Source organism: Deefgea chitinilytica, from assembly GCF_016881405.1.
Taxonomy (GTDB): Bacteria; Pseudomonadota; Gammaproteobacteria; order Burkholderiales; family Chitinibacteraceae; genus Deefgea; species Deefgea chitinilytica.
Genome location: NZ_WOFE01000002.1, coordinates 226,533 through 244,612, shown reverse-complemented (window position 1 = coordinate 244,612; position 18,080 = coordinate 226,533). Strand labels below are relative to the sequence as shown.

General features: G+C 49.5%; 14 protein-coding genes. 8 read left to right on the top strand and 6 right to left on the bottom strand.

The window, feature by feature from the left end; all coding sequences use genetic code 11:
• Positions 1-25 precede the first annotated feature (25 nt).
• Positions 26-1,078: a polysaccharide deacetylase family protein gene (locus GM173_RS06770; RefSeq protein WP_203570603.1), complete on the bottom strand. Its 1,053-nt coding sequence runs from the start codon at positions 1,076-1,078 to the stop codon at positions 26-28.
• A 491-nt stretch (positions 1,079-1,569) separates the two neighbouring features.
• On the opposite strand from GM173_RS06770, the gene GM173_RS06765 reads away from it, so the two are divergent.
• On the top strand, positions 1,570-5,376 hold the full coding sequence (locus GM173_RS06765; RefSeq protein ID WP_203570602.1) for a response regulator: 3,807 nt from the start codon (positions 1,570-1,572) through the stop codon (positions 5,374-5,376).
• A 24-nt stretch (positions 5,377-5,400) separates the two neighbouring features.
• Here the strand turns inward: GM173_RS06765 and GM173_RS06760 are convergent, their stop codons facing one another.
• On the bottom strand, positions 5,401-5,973 hold the full coding sequence (locus tag GM173_RS06760) for a hypothetical protein (RefSeq protein WP_203570601.1): 573 nt from the start codon (positions 5,971-5,973) through the stop codon (positions 5,401-5,403).
• Between the two features lie 88 nt (positions 5,974-6,061).
• Entirely contained in the window at positions 6,062-7,276 is a 1,215-nt protein-coding gene (locus GM173_RS06755; RefSeq protein WP_203570600.1) for an MFS transporter, read from the bottom strand.
• A gap of 555 nt (positions 7,277-7,831) precedes the next feature.
• Here GM173_RS06755 and fba point away from each other — a divergent pair.
• Positions 7,832-8,869, top strand: coding sequence for a class II fructose-bisphosphate aldolase (gene fba / locus GM173_RS06750; protein WP_203570599.1), 1,038 nt, complete (start codon positions 7,832-7,834; stop codon positions 8,867-8,869).
• Between the two features lie 135 nt (positions 8,870-9,004).
• On the opposite strand, the gene GM173_RS06745 is transcribed toward fba, so the two are convergent.
• From GM173_RS06745 to GM173_RS06735, 3 genes are all read right to left on the bottom strand, one after another.
• The gene (locus GM173_RS06745; RefSeq protein ID WP_203570598.1) at positions 9,005-10,444 is read right to left on the bottom strand and encodes an NAD-dependent succinate-semialdehyde dehydrogenase; all 1,440 of its coding nucleotides are present in this window, start codon (positions 10,442-10,444) and stop codon (positions 9,005-9,007) included.
• A gap of 375 nt (positions 10,445-10,819) precedes the next feature.
• On the bottom strand, positions 10,820-12,094 hold the full coding sequence (gene gabT, locus GM173_RS06740; RefSeq protein WP_203570597.1) for a 4-aminobutyrate--2-oxoglutarate transaminase: 1,275 nt from the start codon (positions 12,092-12,094) through the stop codon (positions 10,820-10,822).
• A gap of 150 nt (positions 12,095-12,244) precedes the next feature.
• Positions 12,245-13,702: a cryptochrome/photolyase family protein gene (locus GM173_RS06735; RefSeq protein ID WP_203570596.1), complete on the bottom strand. Its 1,458-nt coding sequence runs from the start codon at positions 13,700-13,702 to the stop codon at positions 12,245-12,247.
• Between the two features lie 209 nt (positions 13,703-13,911).
• Between GM173_RS06735 and GM173_RS06730 the strand changes: the two genes are divergently transcribed.
• From GM173_RS06730 to ruvX, 6 genes are all read left to right on the top strand, one after another.
• The gene (locus GM173_RS06730) at positions 13,912-14,289 is read left to right on the top strand and encodes a GntR family transcriptional regulator (RefSeq protein ID WP_203570595.1); all 378 of its coding nucleotides are present in this window, start codon (positions 13,912-13,914) and stop codon (positions 14,287-14,289) included.
• Positions 14,282-15,178 carry an ABC transporter ATP-binding protein gene (locus GM173_RS06725; RefSeq protein ID WP_203570594.1) on the top strand — a complete coding sequence of 299 codons (897 nt, stop codon included), beginning with the start codon at positions 14,282-14,284 and terminating at the stop codon, positions 15,176-15,178. Before GM173_RS06730 ends, GM173_RS06725 begins: the two co-directional genes overlap by 8 nt.
• A gap of 179 nt (positions 15,179-15,357) precedes the next feature.
• Positions 15,358-16,533 carry a hypothetical protein gene (locus GM173_RS06720; RefSeq protein ID WP_203570593.1) on the top strand — a complete coding sequence of 392 codons (1,176 nt, stop codon included), beginning with the start codon at positions 15,358-15,360 and terminating at the stop codon, positions 16,531-16,533.
• A 142-nt stretch (positions 16,534-16,675) separates the two neighbouring features.
• The gene (locus GM173_RS06715) at positions 16,676-17,248 is read left to right on the top strand and encodes a YqgE/AlgH family protein (protein WP_203570592.1); all 573 of its coding nucleotides are present in this window, start codon (positions 16,676-16,678) and stop codon (positions 17,246-17,248) included.
• Positions 17,245-17,466 (top strand): hypothetical protein, encoded by a 222-nt coding sequence (locus GM173_RS06710; RefSeq protein WP_203570591.1) that lies wholly within the window; start codon positions 17,245-17,247, stop codon positions 17,464-17,466. Before GM173_RS06715 ends, GM173_RS06710 begins: the two co-directional genes overlap by 4 nt.
• Positions 17,463-17,876 carry a Holliday junction resolvase RuvX gene (gene ruvX, locus GM173_RS06705; RefSeq protein ID WP_203570590.1) on the top strand — a complete coding sequence of 138 codons (414 nt, stop codon included), beginning with the start codon at positions 17,463-17,465 and terminating at the stop codon, positions 17,874-17,876. The genes GM173_RS06710 and ruvX overlap by 4 nt, the downstream gene beginning before the upstream one ends.
• Positions 17,877-18,080 lie beyond the last annotated feature (204 nt).

Genomic DNA, 18,080 nt, shown 5'->3' with positions numbered 1-18,080 from the left:
ATAATGCATTCAAGCTAATACCTATTTAGTTGATGTAGAGATCTCCTAAAATAGGATTAAATTGAATTCGGTATTTGCCATTGGCTAGTTGTTTACTAGGCAAAGGCTTGTGGTTTTGTGTAAATCGCCCCGCTAACTCATTCGCGATGTGCAGATCAACGGTAATCGCGCTGGAGTAGCGCTGGCAAAGTTCATTGTTTTGTTTGAGTTTGAGGGTATTGCCTATCAGGACGAGTGGGCAGTGTTCGCGGGTGGCTTGGTAGCGAATAATTTCGCTCGGGCCTGCCAACCACAATTCACCGCTAGCGACTTTCTTTTGCAGATAATCGGCGTAAGCGATGTACTCGTCTTTTGGCACGGCTTCCCATGAGCCATCGGCAACGCCATGCATGGTGCGATAGCTCCAACCGCCATTTTCCAGTGCGGCATTCACATGCTGAATCAGCATATTGCCGCCGGCCGGTTTGTAGAGTGACCATTTCCCATCGTGCCAATACACATCGTTTTTGATGAAAAATGGATCGATATTGTTGGCGCTATTGATACCTGCATTGCTGCCGTCATAAATATGCTTGGCGGCGCGAGCGCCGAGATAATCGGATTGGGTGAGTAAATAAGCTTTGGCTTCGGGTGTAGCGAGATCGCTGGGATAAGCCATAAATTGCATCGCGTAGCCGAGTTTATCTTTCACTAATTGATGGGCTGAGGCGATCTCTTTTTCATTATTCCAGCCGGCAATCGGTTTGAGTGAGCCCGCTTCGAGCATGCCGACATGAGTCAGTGAATGATTAAAAAGCTCATGTCCCTTAGCGAGGTGCTTTTTCAATTTGCTCCAATCATCGTCTTTGCACGCGCCAGCAATGAGGCCAATGCTGGCTGTTAAACCGCGCTCGTTCAAAATCGGCAAAGCGGTATTTTCAACGCCAGGCACACTGCCGCTGCAGTAATCATCGTGGGCAATCGTGTGTGCGGCTTTAGCGCCGTTGCGCCAAGTTGGCACTTCAAAATTAATATTCGCACTGTAGCTCAGGGCGGTGCAGAGGCTAAAAAGAAAGCCTAAGTACAGATTCAAATTCATCAGATGCCATCGTTAATACGCAATGAATGCAGACTATGCCAATGAAGTTGGCATTAGGGAATACCCTAGCCTGATTGATGCATGAATGGTGACTTTTTTTTTCTATTTATTAATAAATACAATGGCTTAGTCTGTTGTTTTTGATATGTGGTTTTCACGATTGGTGTCTGCTTAATTAGACAATTCGCGAGTTACACCGCGCGAATTGATGCTTTAGATGGTGTGTTCACATTGAGTTGTCCGTCCGTGTAAGGAGGACAAACTGACATCAGTGGCCGATTGGCAATTTGAGCGCAGTCTCGGATGAGGAGAGACCTTGAGCAAACTGACGCCGCATGCACTACGCTAGAACATAGTGGCTTGGCTGCATGATTTTGATTCGGGAGCATGCTGCCGTCGATGAAGTCTTATCGCGGCGCTGGATCAAATCGCTAGCACTGTGATTGAGAGAGCAAAGCCCAACGAACTCTTGCTATTTTGATGGAGTAAAGATGCACAGTGAGCTGATCGATGCCATTTTAAGGGCTCAGACTGGGTTTGATACGGGGGCTGATCCGCGAGGCGCATTTGAGACGTTATTGCGCGATTTGTTGCAGTTGACTGCGAGTGAGTATGGCTTTATCGGCGAAGTGCTGGTTCATGATGGTGTGCCTAGCTTGCGCACTGAGGCCATTACCAATATTGCATGGAGCGATGAAACCCGTGCGTTTTATGCTAACCACGCGCCAGAAGGCTTGGTCTTTACCAATTTGAATACCTTATTTGGTGCGGTCATGACCACGGGGCAGCCTGTGATTGCCAACGATCCGGCGCATGATCCACGGCGTGGCGGCTTGCCTCCAGGTCATCCACCGATGACGGCATTTTTGGGGTTACCGATTCATTGCCAAGGCCAATTGCTCGCGATGGTCGGTGTAGCCAATCGGCTCGGCGGCTATGAGGTGAAATGGATCGAGTTTTTGCAACCTTTGTTGATGACCATCGGCCAGTTATTGCTGTTTCGTCGCGCGAATTTAAATCGGCTGATCGCCGAGTCTCATCAACAGCGTCAGCAACAAGCTTTACGTGTGCTGAGTCATATTGCCGCATTGACAGAGCGAGACGATCAAGAACTGCTGCGACAGTCGTTACGCTTGGCGGGTGATTATTTTGATTTGCCGATGGGAGTCATTAGTCGAGTTGAGGGCGATACCTATCGAGTTGCGGTGCAAACGAGTCCAGCAGGCACTTTGCAGGATGGGATGGTGTTTGCATTAATGGGGACGTATTGCTCTATCACCCTTGCTGGTAATGATGTTGTAGCAATTACCCATATGGGTGAATCTGACTTTGTTGGGCATCCGTGCTATCAAGCGTTTGGATTGGAGTGTTATATCGGTGTCCCATTGGTATTAGCCGGGCAACGGATTGGTACCTTAAGTTTTTCTTCAGCTCAACCGCGTCAGGCTGAGTTTGACGCGGTAGATCGCGAATTTATTCGTTTACTTGCGAGCAGGGTGTCTGCGGTACTTGAACGTCAACAACAGACGCAATCACGCGAGGAATTACTTGGCCGTTTACAAAAAATTGGCGCCCAAGTGCCGGGGATGGTGTATCAGTATCGTTTGTTTGCCGATGGTCTGAGTTGCTTTCCGTATGCGAGCAATGGAATTGGCGACATTTATGGTGTGAGCCCTGCTGAAGTGGCAGAGGATGCAAGCGCTGTGTTTGCTGTTTTGCATCCTGATGATGTTGCACAGGTTGTTGAGAGTATCCGCATTTCGTGTGAAACCCTGCAGCGCTGGCAGGCGATTTACCGAGTGATGCATCCACAAAAAGGTTTGATCTGGGTCGAAGGAATTGCTAGCCCTGAGCGTACTCTCGATGGCGATACGCTATGGCATGGGTTTATTACCGATATCACTGCGCGCAAAGCGGCCGAGGCTAGATTACATGCTAGCGAGGCCGAGGCAAAAATGCTGTCATTAGTGGCTAGTCGCACGGCGAATGCAGTGGTGATTACCGATGCCCAAGGTCGCGTTGAATGGGTCAATGATGGTTTTGTTCAGATGACTGGATACGACTTGGCGTTTATGCAGGGTAAACGTCCTGGTCAGGTCTTGCAAGGCGCTCTTACGGATCCACAAACCGTAGCCAACATTGCTCGACATTTACGGCTGGGTGAACGTTGCAGTGTCGAAATTATCAATTATACCAAGCACGGCCGTCCATATTGGATTCTGCTGGATATCGAGCCTGTTAGAGATGAACAAGGTCAGATCAATCATTTTATTGCGATTGAAACCGATATCAGTGCTCGTAAGCAGTCAGAATTATTGCTGGCACAGGAGCGGGAGCGACTCGCCAACATTATTGAGGCAACCCATATTGGAACTTGGGAATGGAATTTGCAGACCGGCGCAACCCATTTTAATGAGCGCTGGGCTGAAATCGTTGGCTATACCCTTGATGAGCTTGCGCCGATTTCGATTGATACTTGGCTTAAATTAGCCTGCCCTGAGGATTTACCTGAGTCGGAGTTGCGATTGAAACGGCATTTTAGTGGTGAAGTGCCTTATTACGATTTTGATTGCCGCATGAAGCACAAAGCGGGTCACTGGGTGTGGGTACATGATCGGGGTCGGGTCGTTGAATGGTTGCCTGATGGACAACCTCTGCGGATGTCGGGTACGCATGAAGATATTTCTGAGCGCAAGAACGCCGAGTCTGAATTAAGTAGCGCAAAACTGGCGGCAGAAGCGGCAAGTCAGGCAAAAAGTGCGTTTTTGGCCAATATGAGCCACGAAATTCGTACTCCAATGAATGGGGTATTGGGGATGGCGGGTTTGTTGCTCGATACGGATTTATCGATTCAACAACGTGAGTTTGCTGAAACGATACGCCAGAGTGGCGATATTTTGCTGAGTGTAATTAACGATATTCTGGATTTTTCAAAGGTTGAAGCTGGCAGAATGGAGTTAGAGCAAGTTGACTTTGATTTGACCGCGCTGCTCGATGGTGTCGCTGCCGTGATGGCTTTACGGCCACGGGAGAAGGGAATTGAATTAAGTTGTAGCCGTGAACCTGATGTTCCCGCTTGGGTGAGAGGAGATCCAGGTCGTCTGCGACAGATACTGATTAATCTGATCGGCAATGCGATTAAGTTTACTGAGCAGGGGGGAGTAACGGTTTCTAGCAGTTTAGTCGGAATTGATGAAAGGGGTATTGTTTTAAAATTCAGTGTTCGTGATACAGGGCTTGGCATACCCCCAGAAAAAATAGATCGTTTATTTGAAAGTTTTTCACAAGTCGATGCTTCAACCACGCGTCGTTTTGGCGGTACGGGTTTAGGTCTAGCGATTAGTAAACAATTGGTCGAATTGATGGGCGGCCAAATCAGCGTTCAGAGCATCGAAGGTGTCGGTACTGAGTTCATCTTTACCGTCATCTTGGCCGCTGCCGAGCAGGGCAGCGCTCTGATTACGCCATCGAATCGCATTGATAACATCAAAGTACTGGTGGTGGATGACAGCGCCTCTCAGCGTGAGTACTTATGCAATCAGCTCAAAACATGGGGGTGCTCTGCTGTGATGGCCGAGAGTGGGGTGGAAGCCTTGCATTTACTCAAACATGCGGCACAAAACGGGCAGCCATTTAGGCTGGTGCTGATTGATTTGTATATGCCGAACATGGATGGTTTAGAACTCGGGCAGCAGATTGTTGCGAAGCCAGAATTAGGGCATCCCATGCTGATTTTATTAACCGCAGTGGGGACGCGTGGCGATGCTTTGCGCGCCCGCGAATCTGGGTTTGCTGGTTATTTAAGTAAACCGCTACAACAAAAAGCTTGGCAAACCGCGCTGAGTATGGTGCGTCGCCAACCACCTGAACCTTCTTTCTTAACTCGTTACTCGGTGATTGAATCGCAGCAAGCAGTGCGGGTATTACTCGCTGAAGATAATCGAGTTAATCGCATCGTAGCGATTAAATTACTTGAAAAGCTCGGCTGTCGTGTGCACGCCGTTGAGAATGGGATTGAGGCCATTCAGGCCTTAGTTGATCAAGATTTTGATCTGGTCTTTATGGATATGCAAATGCCCGAAATGGATGGAGTTGAGGCGACTCGACGTTTGCGTAATCCGGACACAGGAGTGCGCTGGCCTCAGATTCCGGTGGTCGCACTTACCGCCAATGCGACGACGGAAGATCGGCAGTTGTGTTTGGCGGCAGGGATGGATGATTTTTTATCTAAGCCGATTAATGATGGGCAATTGCAAGACAAACTCTGTTTATGGAGCCTAGCGAGAAAAACATCATGAGAGTCGTGTTGGCGTCATCTCAGATCAAAATAACTCAATGCCCCCATCACGTTCGGCATCCTGGATTTGCTGTGGATTGATGTCCGTACTGCCTGCTTTGGCTAATGCTTCGTGAAATGACGCCCCGTTAAGGATGGCGTCAAACAGTATTTTTTCTTGCTCCATGGTGTATTGCGAACGAATGTTTTTTTGCAATGCCAGCCATGCATCGGGTTGATAGATTGATGAGCGGTCAGAAACTAAACCTGCCAGTTCGCTAATGGTTTTGCAGACGTGATCAAGACGCTGCGACAGTCGATCAAAAAATTGGAAAGCGATAATGGATTGAATGTTTTTATTGCTGATTTCGGCAATTTTTTGTTCGAGCTCTAAGTCGGCAGAGACGGTGGTTTGACTCAGTGCGGCTTTTAAAGCCTCGATGTGATTTGAGGTTTCAGCAAAGGAATTCGCTAATGTGTTAAATGATGCACTGCCTTCATCCATTGCGTGCTGCACTTGAGCCACGGTAATCCCGAGCATCAAAATGGTTTCACGGACTTGGCTCCAGTCTAAATCTGGATTCTGTGCGGCTGAGCCGCCTGTTGGTAGTTGAACCATGGCTATTTTTCGCCGTAAATATAGCAATGATTCTTTATAGTTTGAAAGCTCCAATTCAGCTTGAAATTTTTTGCAGCCAGATCCTCGCTTAATTTGCGGTGCGAATCACTTTAAGCTGCAGGGTGAGTACGAGCATTACCAGTGCCATCGTTAAACCAAACATCGGCATAATCCATGTGATGCTAATCTGGGCCGCGAGTAGGGCGGTGACCATCGCATACGATACGGGTGACAAACCCATTGAAACCATATTGTTTAGGCTCATTACGCGGCCGAGTTTATCGCGGTCGGCTGATTGCTGAATTAACGACATCATTGGCACATTATTGCCTGCCACGCCCATGCCAATAAAAAATTGCAGTGCGACTGCGGCCCAAATCCACGGTGTCAGTGGCAACAGTGATAATAAAACGCCTTCAATCGCAATAATCACCGTGATCATTAACAAGCGTTTTTTGCTTGGTGGATAAACCGTCAGCAAAATCCCGCCCAACACCATCCCTGCCGCGAATGCACTTTGTAAATACGATAGCGTGCTGGCATCCCCTTTTAAATAATCGGCGACAATAATCGGAATACCCAGTGCCAATGGCCCCATAAATAACAGGTTGGCAGTAATGTAAATCAGCATCAGCGCGCGCAAAATTGGTGTTTGTAGCGCGTAAACCACGCCTTCTTTGAGTTCTTTGAGCATCGAGGGGGCTTCGCGGACGACCTGAATGACTGGCTCACTAATCAAAGCAATACAGAGGGTGGCAAGTAGTAGCATGCCGCCCGTTAAGCTAAAAATGGCCTCATAGCCCATTAGCGCCAGCATCGCGCCACCCATCACGGGGCCAAATACCATGCCGACTTGGTTGGTGGTTAGCATGATCGAATTAGCGCGGGTGAGGTCGCTATCGGCAACAATCGCCGGGGTGAGCGTATCGCGTGCGGGCCAAAAAAATGCGTCTAATGAACCATATAAAAAAGCGAAAATCGTCAGCGCCCAAATATCCAAGCGATTGATATGCAATAGCCCGACTAAAGAAAAAAGTAGCACTACGCGTAAAGCGAGCGAGATCAGAATAATTCGGCTACGCGACATCCGATCAGCCAATACGCCGCCGACCGCCATCAAGGCAATTCGTGGCACTGAGCCAGCGATCATCACCCAGCCGAGTTGCTCTTTCGCACCTAGCGTTTTCACGACATACCATGTTTCAGCCATCATCGCGATGGCGAGCGCAAAATTGCCGATAATTGAGGCTAGCCAAAGTAGGCCAAAGTTGCGATTGCTAAAGAGTGTCGGGGTCTGTGTCATCAGATTGCGGCTTTTATTGATTAGGTATGGATTCGTGCCGACATGTTGGCGAGTTGTCGCATTAGTACAAAGTGTTTTATTAGGCCAGTGCCAATAGTGCAAAGACTATCATACTAGAACGGCGTGGCTAAAAATCCTGCTTTGGTATGCTTTTGTCCTGAGCTGGTTTTTTCGCATCGCAAGCATTGATATCTAATTTAATATATAAGTCTTGTAATCGAATTGCTATGGAATAATTACTAGGTTTGCATCGCCGTCTCAATGGCGCGAAAAAAACACGATTAAATTGTGAAATTGACGATACATTGCACTGTCGCTGGTATTAATCATTCGATTCAATTTGAGCTAATGGTTTTATGTTCAGCGTTGCAAATAGACGTTCAGCCCTGTGTTTCAACTGATTGCAAATTTTTTGCTCAGCAAACATTGCTGCAATGCGGTACTTTTGCTGGGGGCGAATGGTTTTAGTGCTTTCCCGAATGCTGAATTTCCTGATTTGGCACGCCCATTTTTACCGCCTACAGTTCGCTGGTGCAACGCAACAAGGAAACCCTGATGCCACTCGTCTCTCTGAATCAAATTCTCGATCACGCTGCCGAACACGGTTATGGCGTACCCGCGTTTAATGTCAATAATCTGGAGCAAGTGCAAGCCATTTTGCAGGCAGCCGATGCGACTAAAAGCCCAGTCATTTTGCAAGCCAGCGCCGGAGCGCGTAAGTATGCTGGCGAGTTATTCTTGCGGCAAATGATTCAAGGCGCAGTGGCCAGCTATCCCAATTTGCCGATTGTGATGCACCAAGATCACGGCACTAGCCCTGCGGTGTGCTTGAGCGCGATTACCCACGGTTTTTCTAGCGTCATGATGGATGGCTCACTGATGATGGATGGTAAAACGCCGTCGAGCTACGATTACAATGTCGAGGTGACGCGCGAAGTGGTTCAAATGGCGCATAGTTTTGGAGTCTCGGTCGAAGGCGAACTCGGCTGCCTCGGGCGGCTGGATACGGGTATGGGCGAAGAAGAAGACGGCGTTGGCGCGAGCCGCGCGCTGACGCACGCTGAAATGCTCACCGATCCTTGGCAAGCCAAAGCGTTTGTTGCCGCAACCGGCGTAGATGCGCTGGCGATTGCGATTGGCACGAGCCACGGCGCGTATAAATTCTCATCGCCGCCCACCGGCGCGGTACTTGATATTGAGCGCATTAAAGAAATCCACGATGCCGTACCAAATACGCATTTGGTGATGCACGGCTCTTCCAGCGTGCCGCAAGATTTATTGCAACAAGTACGTGATTTTGGCGGCGATTTAAAGCCAACGTGGGGGGTGCCGATTGAAGAAATTCAACGTGCGATTCGTTGGGGCGTGCGCAAAATTAATATTGACACCGATTTGCGCCTTGCGATGACGGGGGCGATTCGCCGCCATTTGATGGAAAATCCCGCCGATTTCGACCCACGGCAATATCTAAAACCAGCGATTGCCGCCATGGCCGCCGTCTGCCGCGCGCGCTATATCGATTTTGGCGCAGCGGGGCAGGCGGATAAAATCAAGCCTGTGAACTTGGTGAAAATGATGGAGAAGTGCAATTAATAATCATGGTATATGTCTGTAGCCATTATTAATATGAGGTTGTAGATATATACCAAGGGGAAAATCTACGAAAAGCACGAAAATAGAAACTTGATCTTGTTCGTGCTTTTCCTTATTTCGATTTTTGTTGTGTATTTATCCCGCAATACACAAATACTTCACTTCCAAATATTCCTCAATCCCATATTTTGATCCTTCACGGCCTAAGCCCGATTGCTTGATGCCGCCGAACGGGCCGACTTCGTTCGAGATCATGCCAGTGTTGATGCCGACCATACCGCATTCGAGCGCTTCTGCAACGCGAAAGCTGCGGGCGAGATTTTGCGTGTAGAAATAACTCGCCAAGCCAAATTCGGTGTCGTTGGCCATTTGGATGGCTTCATCTTCCGTTGCAAACTTAAATAGCGGCGCGACGGGGCCGAAGGTTTCTTCGCGGGCAATTTTCATTGCTGGCGTGACCTTCCCAAGCAAAGTCGGCGTGAAAAATGTACCGCCGAGTTGATGTCGGGAGCCACCCGCTAACAAAACGGCTCCTTTGGCGAGTGCATCGCTGATGTGTTCTTCAACTTTGCTAACGGCATTTACGTCGATTAAAGGCCCTGTCGTAACGCCTTCGCCCGTACCATCACCGACCTTCAAATTGGCCATCGCCGTCGCCAGTTTGCTGGCAAAAGCGTCGTAAACGTCAGCCTGCACCAAAATCCGATTAGCGCAGACACAAGTTTGCCCCGCATTACGAAATTTGCTGAGCATTGCGCCTTGCACTGCGGCGTCGAGATCGGCGTCGTCAAACACGATAAAAGGCGCGTTGCCACCGAGTTCGAGTGACAACTTTTTGATGCTCGGCGCACATGCCGCCATCAGTTCACGGCCGATTTCGGTCGAGCCAGTAAACGATAGTTTACGCACAATCGGGCTGGTACAGAGTACCGTGCCAATCTCTTTCGCGGTGCCGGTAACGATATTGATGACGCCAGCAGGAATGCCAGCGCGTTCAGCGAGCGCGACCAAGGCCAGCGCAGTCAGCGGCGTTTGCGACGCGGGTTTGATGATCATCGTACAACCCGCTGCCAGCGCTGGGCCCGCCTTGCGGGTAATCATCGCGGCAGGGAAATTCCACGGCGTAATCGCCGCGCAGACGCCAATTGCTTGCTTGAGCGTCATAATGCGCGAACCGGCTTGCGGATGCGGCATCACGTCGCCGTAAACCCGTTTGGCTTCCTCGCTAAACCATTCGATGAAACTGGCCGCATAAGCGATTTCGCCGCGCGCTTCAGCCAGCGGTTTGCCTTGCTCAGCGGTCATAATTTGCGCGAGGTCTTCTTGATTTTGCATCAGTAATTCAAACCAACGCCGCAATACGTGGCTGCGCTCTTTCCCCGATTTGGCGCGCCAAGCGGGTAGTGCCGCATTGGCAGCCTCAATCGCTGCACTGGTTTCTGCTGCGCCCAAACGCGGTACTTTGGCGATTTCATTGCCGTTGGCGGGATTGCTCACCATCAATTGCGGCGCGCCGCACCAGACACCGTTAATCAAACATTGGGTTTTCAATAAGCTAGGGTCTTGGAGTTTCATCACGGTTCTCGGCTTGAAATTGAGCAATATTGTAAAAGGTGGGGATCATGAAAGGCACGAAAAATAGTATGTAGCTCCGATTAGCGTAGCGTAATCTGAGAAATGGCTTTTGTACGATTACGCTGCGCTAATCGTACCTACCGGTATTGAGGATTTTAAAACCCCTCATATCAAGCCGACGAAGTCGGTGCAGATATATGGGTCGCCTTCTTTTGCTTACTTTTCGCAGCGAAAAGAAAAGTGAGTCCTCGTCGCGGACTGCGACTGTAAAACACCGTGCACCCTGAGGGTGTGGGCTTTGCTAAGCCGCAAGCGGCTAAGCGACGCCACACCGCAGGCACTTAAAACCATCAACACCAAATCTGAACATCACCTTCATTCTCGCGCCGCAAACAGTGCCGCTTCTAAAATCGCCAAGCCTTCATCAAACACCACATCGCTGATGGTGAGCGGGAATAAAAAGCGCAGTACATTGCCGTACACACCGCAGCTGAGCAAAATTAATCCGCGCTCTAGCGCTTTCGCTTGCACGCGTTTGGTGAAGTCCACATCGGGCGTGTGGGCATCGAGCATAAATTCAACCGCAATCATCGCGCCTAGGCCGCGTACTTCGGCAATATTGGGTATAACTTTCTGTAAATTATTTAGCATGGCTTGTAGCCGTATACCTAATATATTGGCGCGATGATTAAGTTGCTCGTTTTCAATTACATCCAGTACCGCATGCGCGGCAGCAATCGCGACAGGGCTGCCTGCATACGTGCCGCCCAGCCCTCCGGGGGCTGGCGCGTCCATGATTTCGCTGCGACCAACGACAGCCGAGAGCGGAAAGCCTCCGGCCAATGATTTGGCCAGCGTCATGATGTCGGGCAGTACGTCGTAATGTTCTATCGCAAACCAGCGCCCGGTGCGGGCAAAGCCGGTTTGGATTTCATCGGCGATTAGCAAAATACCGTGTTCATCGCACAGCTGGCGCAGTGCGCGCATCAACTCGGGCGGCGCAACATAAAAGCCGCCTTCGCCTTGAATGGGTTCCAAAATCATCGCTGCCACGCGTTGCGGGTCGATGCTGGCTTTAAATAGCGTGGTGATGGCGGTTAAAGAATCAGCAACGCTCACGTGATGCAGCGCATTCGGAAACGGCACATGAAAAATATCTGCAGGAAAAGGGCCGAAGCCGACTTTGTACGGCATTACTTTGCCAGTCAGCGCCATGCCCATCATCGTGCGGCCATGAAAACCGCCGCTAAATGCGATCACACCGCTGCGACCCGTCGCGGCGCGGGCGATTTTAATTGCGTTTTCGACCGCTTCGGCGCCGGTAGAAAAAAACGCAGTTTTTTTGCTGTGCGAGCCGGGCGTTAAGGCATTGAGCCGCTCGGCCAGCCGTATATACGATTCATACGGCACGACTTGATAGCAACTGTGCGTGAATTGATCGAGCTGCGTTTTGACCGCAGCAATCACCTCAGGGTGGCGATGACCGGTATTAAGTACGGCTATTCCGCCGGCAAAATCAATAAACCGCCGCCCTGTCACATCCCACAACTCGGCGTTTTCTGCATGATCGGCAAAAAATGGCGCCATGACACCAACACCGCGCGGTGTGGCGGCTTGTTTGCGGGCAAGGAGTTCTTCGTTGGAATGCATGGGGCACCTGTGGCGGGAAGAGGTGCTTTTAGAATAGACGTTGATGCGATTTTTGTTGGCGGGCTAATCCATTCAAAATAGTAATGCCATAAAAAACGAGTCTTAAAAAGACTCGTTTCTTGGGTTAGCACTATTGCCCTTCGTCAGCGCTTAGTCATCGTGCTCATCATCCGCATCGACCGCATAACCTTTATGCATCTTATACATGGTCAGCGCGGCGGCGCGTTGTTCTGCATGATTCACAATCGGCGGGAAGTAGTCGGTTTGCTCCAAAAAGCTGACAAATAACGAGCCACGACGGTCATTGGCTGAAAATTCCGACGGTGCGTGAATCGCCGCATCAGGCAGTTCGGCGAGTTCTGGCACATAGCGGCGGATAAATTTGCCTTGCGGGTCGAATTTTTCTGATTGCAAAGTCGGGTTGAAAATCCGGTTGTACGGCTGCGCGTCGCAGCCAGTAGACGCTGCCCATTGCCAGCCACCGTTATTGCTCGCCAAATCGTAATCAAGCAAATGCTCAGCAAAAAATTTCTCACCCCAGCGCCAATCGACCAGTAAATCTTTAATTAAGAAACTCGCCGTGATCATCCGCAGGCGGTTATGCATATAGCCGGTTTGCGTCAATTGGCGCATCGCTGCGTCGACAATCGGATAACCGGTCTCACCCGCGCACCACGCGGCAAACAACTCGGGATGGTTGGGGAATGGCAAGGTATCGAGTTCCGGTTTGAAGGCGTGCTCGACCACATCGGGTCTATGCCACAAGATTTGTGCGTAAAATTCGCGCCAAATCAGTTCTGACAACCAGGTTTCAGCGCCAGCCCCGCCGTGCTCATGCGCGAAACGCGCCAATTCGCGGATCGACACCGTACCGAAGCGAATGTGTGCCGATAAATACGACACGCCTTTAATCGCCGGAAAATCACGCGCGTCTTTGTAATCGCTAATACGACGTTTGAAGTCTTCAAACAATTTTTCGCCACCGCTCATGCCCAGCGGCACTTTCAGTTGCGTTAAATTGGTTTTGGCAAAACCCAGCTCTTTCAAGCTTGGAAAATATTGTGATTTGAGCGGTTTGAGGTTTTTGATGACATGATTCACTGGGAATGATGCTAAATCTTTGTCAGTCAGTTTGGCGAGCCAAGTGCGTTTGTACGGCGAGAATACGCTATACATGCCGCCCGTTTGTGTGAGCACTTCATCTTTTTCAAAGATTACTTGATCTTTGTAGGTATTAAATTGTACGCCTTTTTCTTTCAGCGTTACAGCCACATACCCATCGCGTGCAATGGCCTGTGGCTCGTAATCGTGATTACAGTACACCGCGTTGATGCCAAATTGCTCAACTAGCGCCGGAATTTCAGTGAGTGGATCACCGTGGCGTACGACCAAATCGGTATTGTATTGACGCAACTCAGTCTTGATCTCTTTGAGCGCCTCCCAAATAAATTCGACGCGACGGTCGTGTTTGGGCAAATCTTTCAAAATCGTTGTATCAAATACAAACGCCAACACCACTTGATCAGCCTCTTTCAGGGCTTGATACAGCGCATGATGGTCAAACAAGCGTAAATCGCGGCGCAGCCAAACGAGGGCGGTGGTGGTCATATGAAATCCTTATTCTGGGTATATCTATATGGGCATTAATTAGTAATGGCTAGATTGATATACCTAATAAATGCTGTGCTTGGCGATGATTTGCGTCACAACACCATGTGGTATTTTTGAATGACCGTATCTTAACACTGCAAGTGTCGCTTGACTGTCTTTGTGTATTGATTCAATAATACACATATACACATGCTGGCTGATTGTTGATGTTTATCTTAAACCCCGCTTTACCCACGCCGATTTATCGGCAAATTCAAGATCAAGTGCGCCGCTTGATTGCGGGTGGGCAATTGCTGCCGGGCGCTGCGCTGCCATCGGTGCGAGAGTTGGCCGAAATTCACGCGGTTAATCCAATGACGATTTCCAAAGCCTACAGCTTGCTCGAAGCTGAAGGGTTGCTGGCGCGGCAACGTGGTAAGCCGATGACCGTCGCCGAGCATCCGCCGCCGCATCTCATCGCAAGTCACCAATTACAAACGATTTTGCGCGACACCATCGCCGCCGCGCGCCAACTGGGACTGAGCGATGCCGAGCTGATCGCTGCCCTTCATGCTGAACTGAATCAGGATCAAGACCATGAATGATCGTAATCATGCAATCGAACAAACGCTAGTGACCGCCAAAAATGTCGCCCTCGGTGTCGTCAATTGCGCAGGCCAAACGCTGACTATCATGCCGGGGCAGGTAATTGGCTTACTGGGTAAAAATGGCGCAGGTAAAACAACCTTGCTTGATGGTTTGCTGGGCTATACGTTTTTGAACGCAGGTGAAGTGAGCGTGTTTGGCCATAATCCCACTGAATTACCCGCAGAAGTATGCAAGCAGATCGGCTTTGTCGCGCAGCAAGATGATTTATTGCCGTGGTTGACGGGTAGCGAAATGCTGGCTGCGACAAGACTGTTTTACCAGCACTGGAATTATGATTTAGCGGCTCGTCTTGTCGATCACTGGTCAGTGCCAACGTGGCAGAAAATCAGCGATATGTCGGTGGGTGAGCGGCAAAAACTGGCCTTGGTCGCCGCGATGGCGCACGAGCCGCAATTGCTGGTGCTGGATGAGCCCGCTGCCAGCCTCGATCCGCTGGCGCGCCGCGCCTTGATTAGCGAGTTGATTGACATTGTCGCCGATGGCGAGCGATCTATTTTGCTATCGAGCCATATTTTCAGCGACATCGAACGCGTTGCCAGCCATATTTGGCTACTGGAAAAAGGCAATATCACCTATCAAGGCGGTTTGGATGAGCTGAAAGAATCGGTGGTGCGTTTGCATTTAACCAGACCTTTGCAAGTGACTGCCAGCTTGGCGCTCACCACGTCTCGTGTCATTCGTACAGAGTTCAGTGCTGGGCGCGAAACATGGATTATTCGCGGTTGGAATGAGGCGCTGGCTGCTGAATGCGCTGCGCAAATTACCTCGCCGTATCAAGTTGAAGCGCTGGGGCTTGAGGATGCTTTTGTGGAGATCTCGCAATGAGCTTGGCTTATCAAATTTTTGCGAGCTGGCGCGATCCGGCGGTGAAGGCACAGCGGGATTGGTTGTTTTTGCAGTTTTGGGGGCGGACATCTAACCTGCGTATTGGGTGGTTTTTGGGATTTATGATGCTGCTGTGTCTTATTTGGCTTTTGCCAAATGAACACTTAAAGATATTTTATATGCCCTTATGCTTCCTATCCTATTTTCATGCAACGAATGCCGTTGAAGTCATCGCTGCACTAAAGAAATGGCGGATGCGTTCTGTTCAATTGCAAAATGTGATAGTGCAAGCTCTATTACTGTACTGGATGGTTTGGAGCTTATTAGGATTATTGATTTGGCATCGTATGGAAAATCCAACTCTGCTGGTTTTGTTTAACCTTGTGCAGTTGAATGTTCTGTTGATGGGCTATTTTGTCCCACAAGCACTGGACAAAAAAGCGCTTAGCCTACTGAATGCGCCAGTGCTACAGGGACAAGGAATTTGGGCTGTATTGATACCGACATTTGCGTTGATTTTTTTCCCCCAATATGAAGTCTTGATTAGCAATATGCTACTTGCTGCCACATTGGGCTTATTGTTAGCGCTTGCTTGGCAGTTGAGGAGATTCGGGCGAGCAAGGCATCTCGCAAATATCAAACATGCAGAACATCACAGCAGTGAAATATTTCAGCAGACCAAGCATCCGCTGCTGCTGCGGCTAGAAATGAATATGGGCGGCGCTTTAGATCAAAAAGGCCAGCGTAAAATTTTGGTTTCATTATTTCTTTTCCCGTATACATTCATTTTGGGGCTTCAGCACTTAGTGCCTGCATCACTAGCGACCAGCCAATGGGGAGCGGGTGCGTGTTTTGCGATGCTCATTCCTGGATTTCTGGGTTTGTTTACAGGCCGGCGGCAGTGGCCTGGCGCATGGCTGATTCGCAGTCATAGTCGAGCGCAGTTATGGTGGCAAGATGAGCAATTGTTTTTAGGTGCATTATTGGTAACTGCAGTGCTCAATGGTGCTTTGTTGCGGTTACTGCAAGTTGATAATGTAAACAATATTTTGAATGCAGCACTGTTATTTGTGTTTGGTGGGGTCAGCTTACGGTATCTTATTTTTAGTATGCCGTGGATGTCGCTTTGGGGGTTGAGTGCGGATGGCCGTACAACTCAAGTTGGACTGATGACTTTAATCTGTTTAATGCCGTTGTGTATTGGCGTTACTACAATTTGGAATTCTGGCGTGCAATCAAATACCACCATGATGATTATGGCATTTGCTCTGGCGGCACCGATTTTGGCCTATGTTTCTTATCGAAAAGCGATGAAAATTGATTTAGGTGCAATTCGGCGAGCGAAGCGAAGTTGAATAATGTATGTATTGCTTTGTATTTTTTGATAATAAAGGCCTTGAGGTCTATACCTTTAGGTCTTTTTCTTTTCAAGCTAGGCGGCAGCAGAGTCATCGCTTAGTCGCAGCGACTTTGTAAAAGCTATGCGATAATTGCGCTATGGAAAACACCAACACATTGAATCTCACGCAGCACTTTCTGATCGCGATGCCGAATTTGGTTGACCCGATTTTCGCTAAATCACTCACTTATGTGTGTGAGCATAACGAAAAGGGCGCGATGGGGGTGATTATGAATCGTCCACTAGGGATGACCTTGTCGACCTTGTTTGAGCAGATTGGCATCGAAATGCACCGGCCGGATGTGGCTGAACTTGCGGTGCATTTTGGTGGCCCGGTGCAGACTGATCGCGGCTTTGTACTGCATTCACCCTTGGGTGATTGGCAATCAACATTAATCGTGTCGCCCGAGATTGGCTTAACGACATCAAAAGATATTTTGCTGGCTGTGGGCGACGGCGGCGGCCCCGAAAAAATGTTTGTGTCGCTCGGTTTTGCTGGCTGGGAAGCAGGGCAACTGGAAAAAGAAATTTGCGAGAATTCTTGGCTCACCGTGCCAGTGGCTGAAATGCCGGTATTGTTTGATTTGCCTGCTGAAGAGCGTTATGCCGCCGCCTTGGCTTTGTTGGGGGTGGATGTGGGGATGCTTTCACAGGAAACAGGCCACGCATGAAAATGGTCTTGCTCCGCTACTGCGCCAAAGCTGAACTTCATCGTGCGCTGCTCGACGTCCTCATGGACAAAATGTCCATTCCGGTGTCTGCGCTGCTGCTCTTCGCTCAGCGTCGGCTCGCTACGCGGATCAAAACCATTTTTGCTAAATTGATGCTCTGCATAAGTTCACAGCGACTCGTTTGGGTTATTTTGATCGATGGAGAGTCTGTTGCATGACAACCGTGCTAGGTTTTGATTTTGGTGAAGTACGCATCGGCGTGGCGACGGGCTCGACTGAGATGGGTATCGCAACGCCATTAGAAACGATCGCCTTTGAAGAGAACGATAAAAAATTTGCCCGCATTGAGGCGCTGATTCAAGAATGGCAACCGTCGCTACTGGTGGTCGGATTGCCGTGCTATCTCGATGGTACCGAACACGATATGTCGCGGCTTGCGAGAAAATTTGCCAATCGCCTGAATGGGCGATTTTCTTTGCCCGTGCATTTAGTGGATGAGCGCCTCAGTAGTGCCGCCGCGAGCTCCGCATTGAATGAAACCGGTTTACGTGGCCGCAAGCAAAAACCCGCGCTCGACCAAGTCGCAGCGATGCAGATTTTGCAGACGTATTTTGATGGGATGGAATAAATATTTTAGATGTATTGGTATGTAGGCTATTAAAAATATGGCTTGTATATGAATACATCGATGATGCTTAGAATTGGTGTTGATGCTGTGCCGCGCTCGTTGAAGTAGGGCTTTAAATCCCGTTTAAGCACACCGAAGCACGAAGAAAGACAAACAGTTTTATTGTTTGGCTTTCGCCACGCGAGGGAACCGCGGAGCGGTGTG

Coding starts and splice junctions, on each gene's coding strand:
- GM173_RS06770 (WP_203570603.1), bottom strand. CDS start 1,078: ATGAATTTGAATCTGTACTTAGGCTTTCTTTTTAGCCTCTGCACCGCC.
- GM173_RS06765 (WP_203570602.1), top strand. CDS start 1,570: ATGCACAGTGAGCTGATCGATGCCATTTTAAGGGCTCAGACTGGGTTT.
- GM173_RS06760 (WP_203570601.1), bottom strand. CDS start 5,973: ATGGTTCAACTACCAACAGGCGGCTCAGCCGCACAGAATCCAGATTTA.
- GM173_RS06755 (WP_203570600.1), bottom strand. CDS start 7,276: ATGACACAGACCCCGACACTCTTTAGCAATCGCAACTTTGGCCTACTT.
- fba (WP_203570599.1), top strand. CDS start 7,832: ATGCCACTCGTCTCTCTGAATCAAATTCTCGATCACGCTGCCGAACAC.
- GM173_RS06745 (WP_203570598.1), bottom strand. CDS start 10,444: ATGAAACTCCAAGACCCTAGCTTATTGAAAACCCAATGTTTGATTAAC.
- gabT (WP_203570597.1), bottom strand. CDS start 12,094: ATGCATTCCAACGAAGAACTCCTTGCCCGCAAACAAGCCGCCACACCG.
- GM173_RS06735 (WP_203570596.1), bottom strand. CDS start 13,702: ATGACCACCACCGCCCTCGTTTGGCTGCGCCGCGATTTACGCTTGTTT.
- GM173_RS06730 (WP_203570595.1), top strand. CDS start 13,912: ATGTTTATCTTAAACCCCGCTTTACCCACGCCGATTTATCGGCAAATT.
- GM173_RS06725 (WP_203570594.1), top strand. CDS start 14,282: ATGAATGATCGTAATCATGCAATCGAACAAACGCTAGTGACCGCCAAA.
- GM173_RS06720 (WP_203570593.1), top strand. CDS start 15,358: ATGCCCTTATGCTTCCTATCCTATTTTCATGCAACGAATGCCGTTGAA.
- GM173_RS06715 (WP_203570592.1), top strand. CDS start 16,676: ATGGAAAACACCAACACATTGAATCTCACGCAGCACTTTCTGATCGCG.
- GM173_RS06710 (WP_203570591.1), top strand. CDS start 17,245: ATGAAAATGGTCTTGCTCCGCTACTGCGCCAAAGCTGAACTTCATCGT.
- ruvX (WP_203570590.1), top strand. CDS start 17,463: ATGACAACCGTGCTAGGTTTTGATTTTGGTGAAGTACGCATCGGCGTG.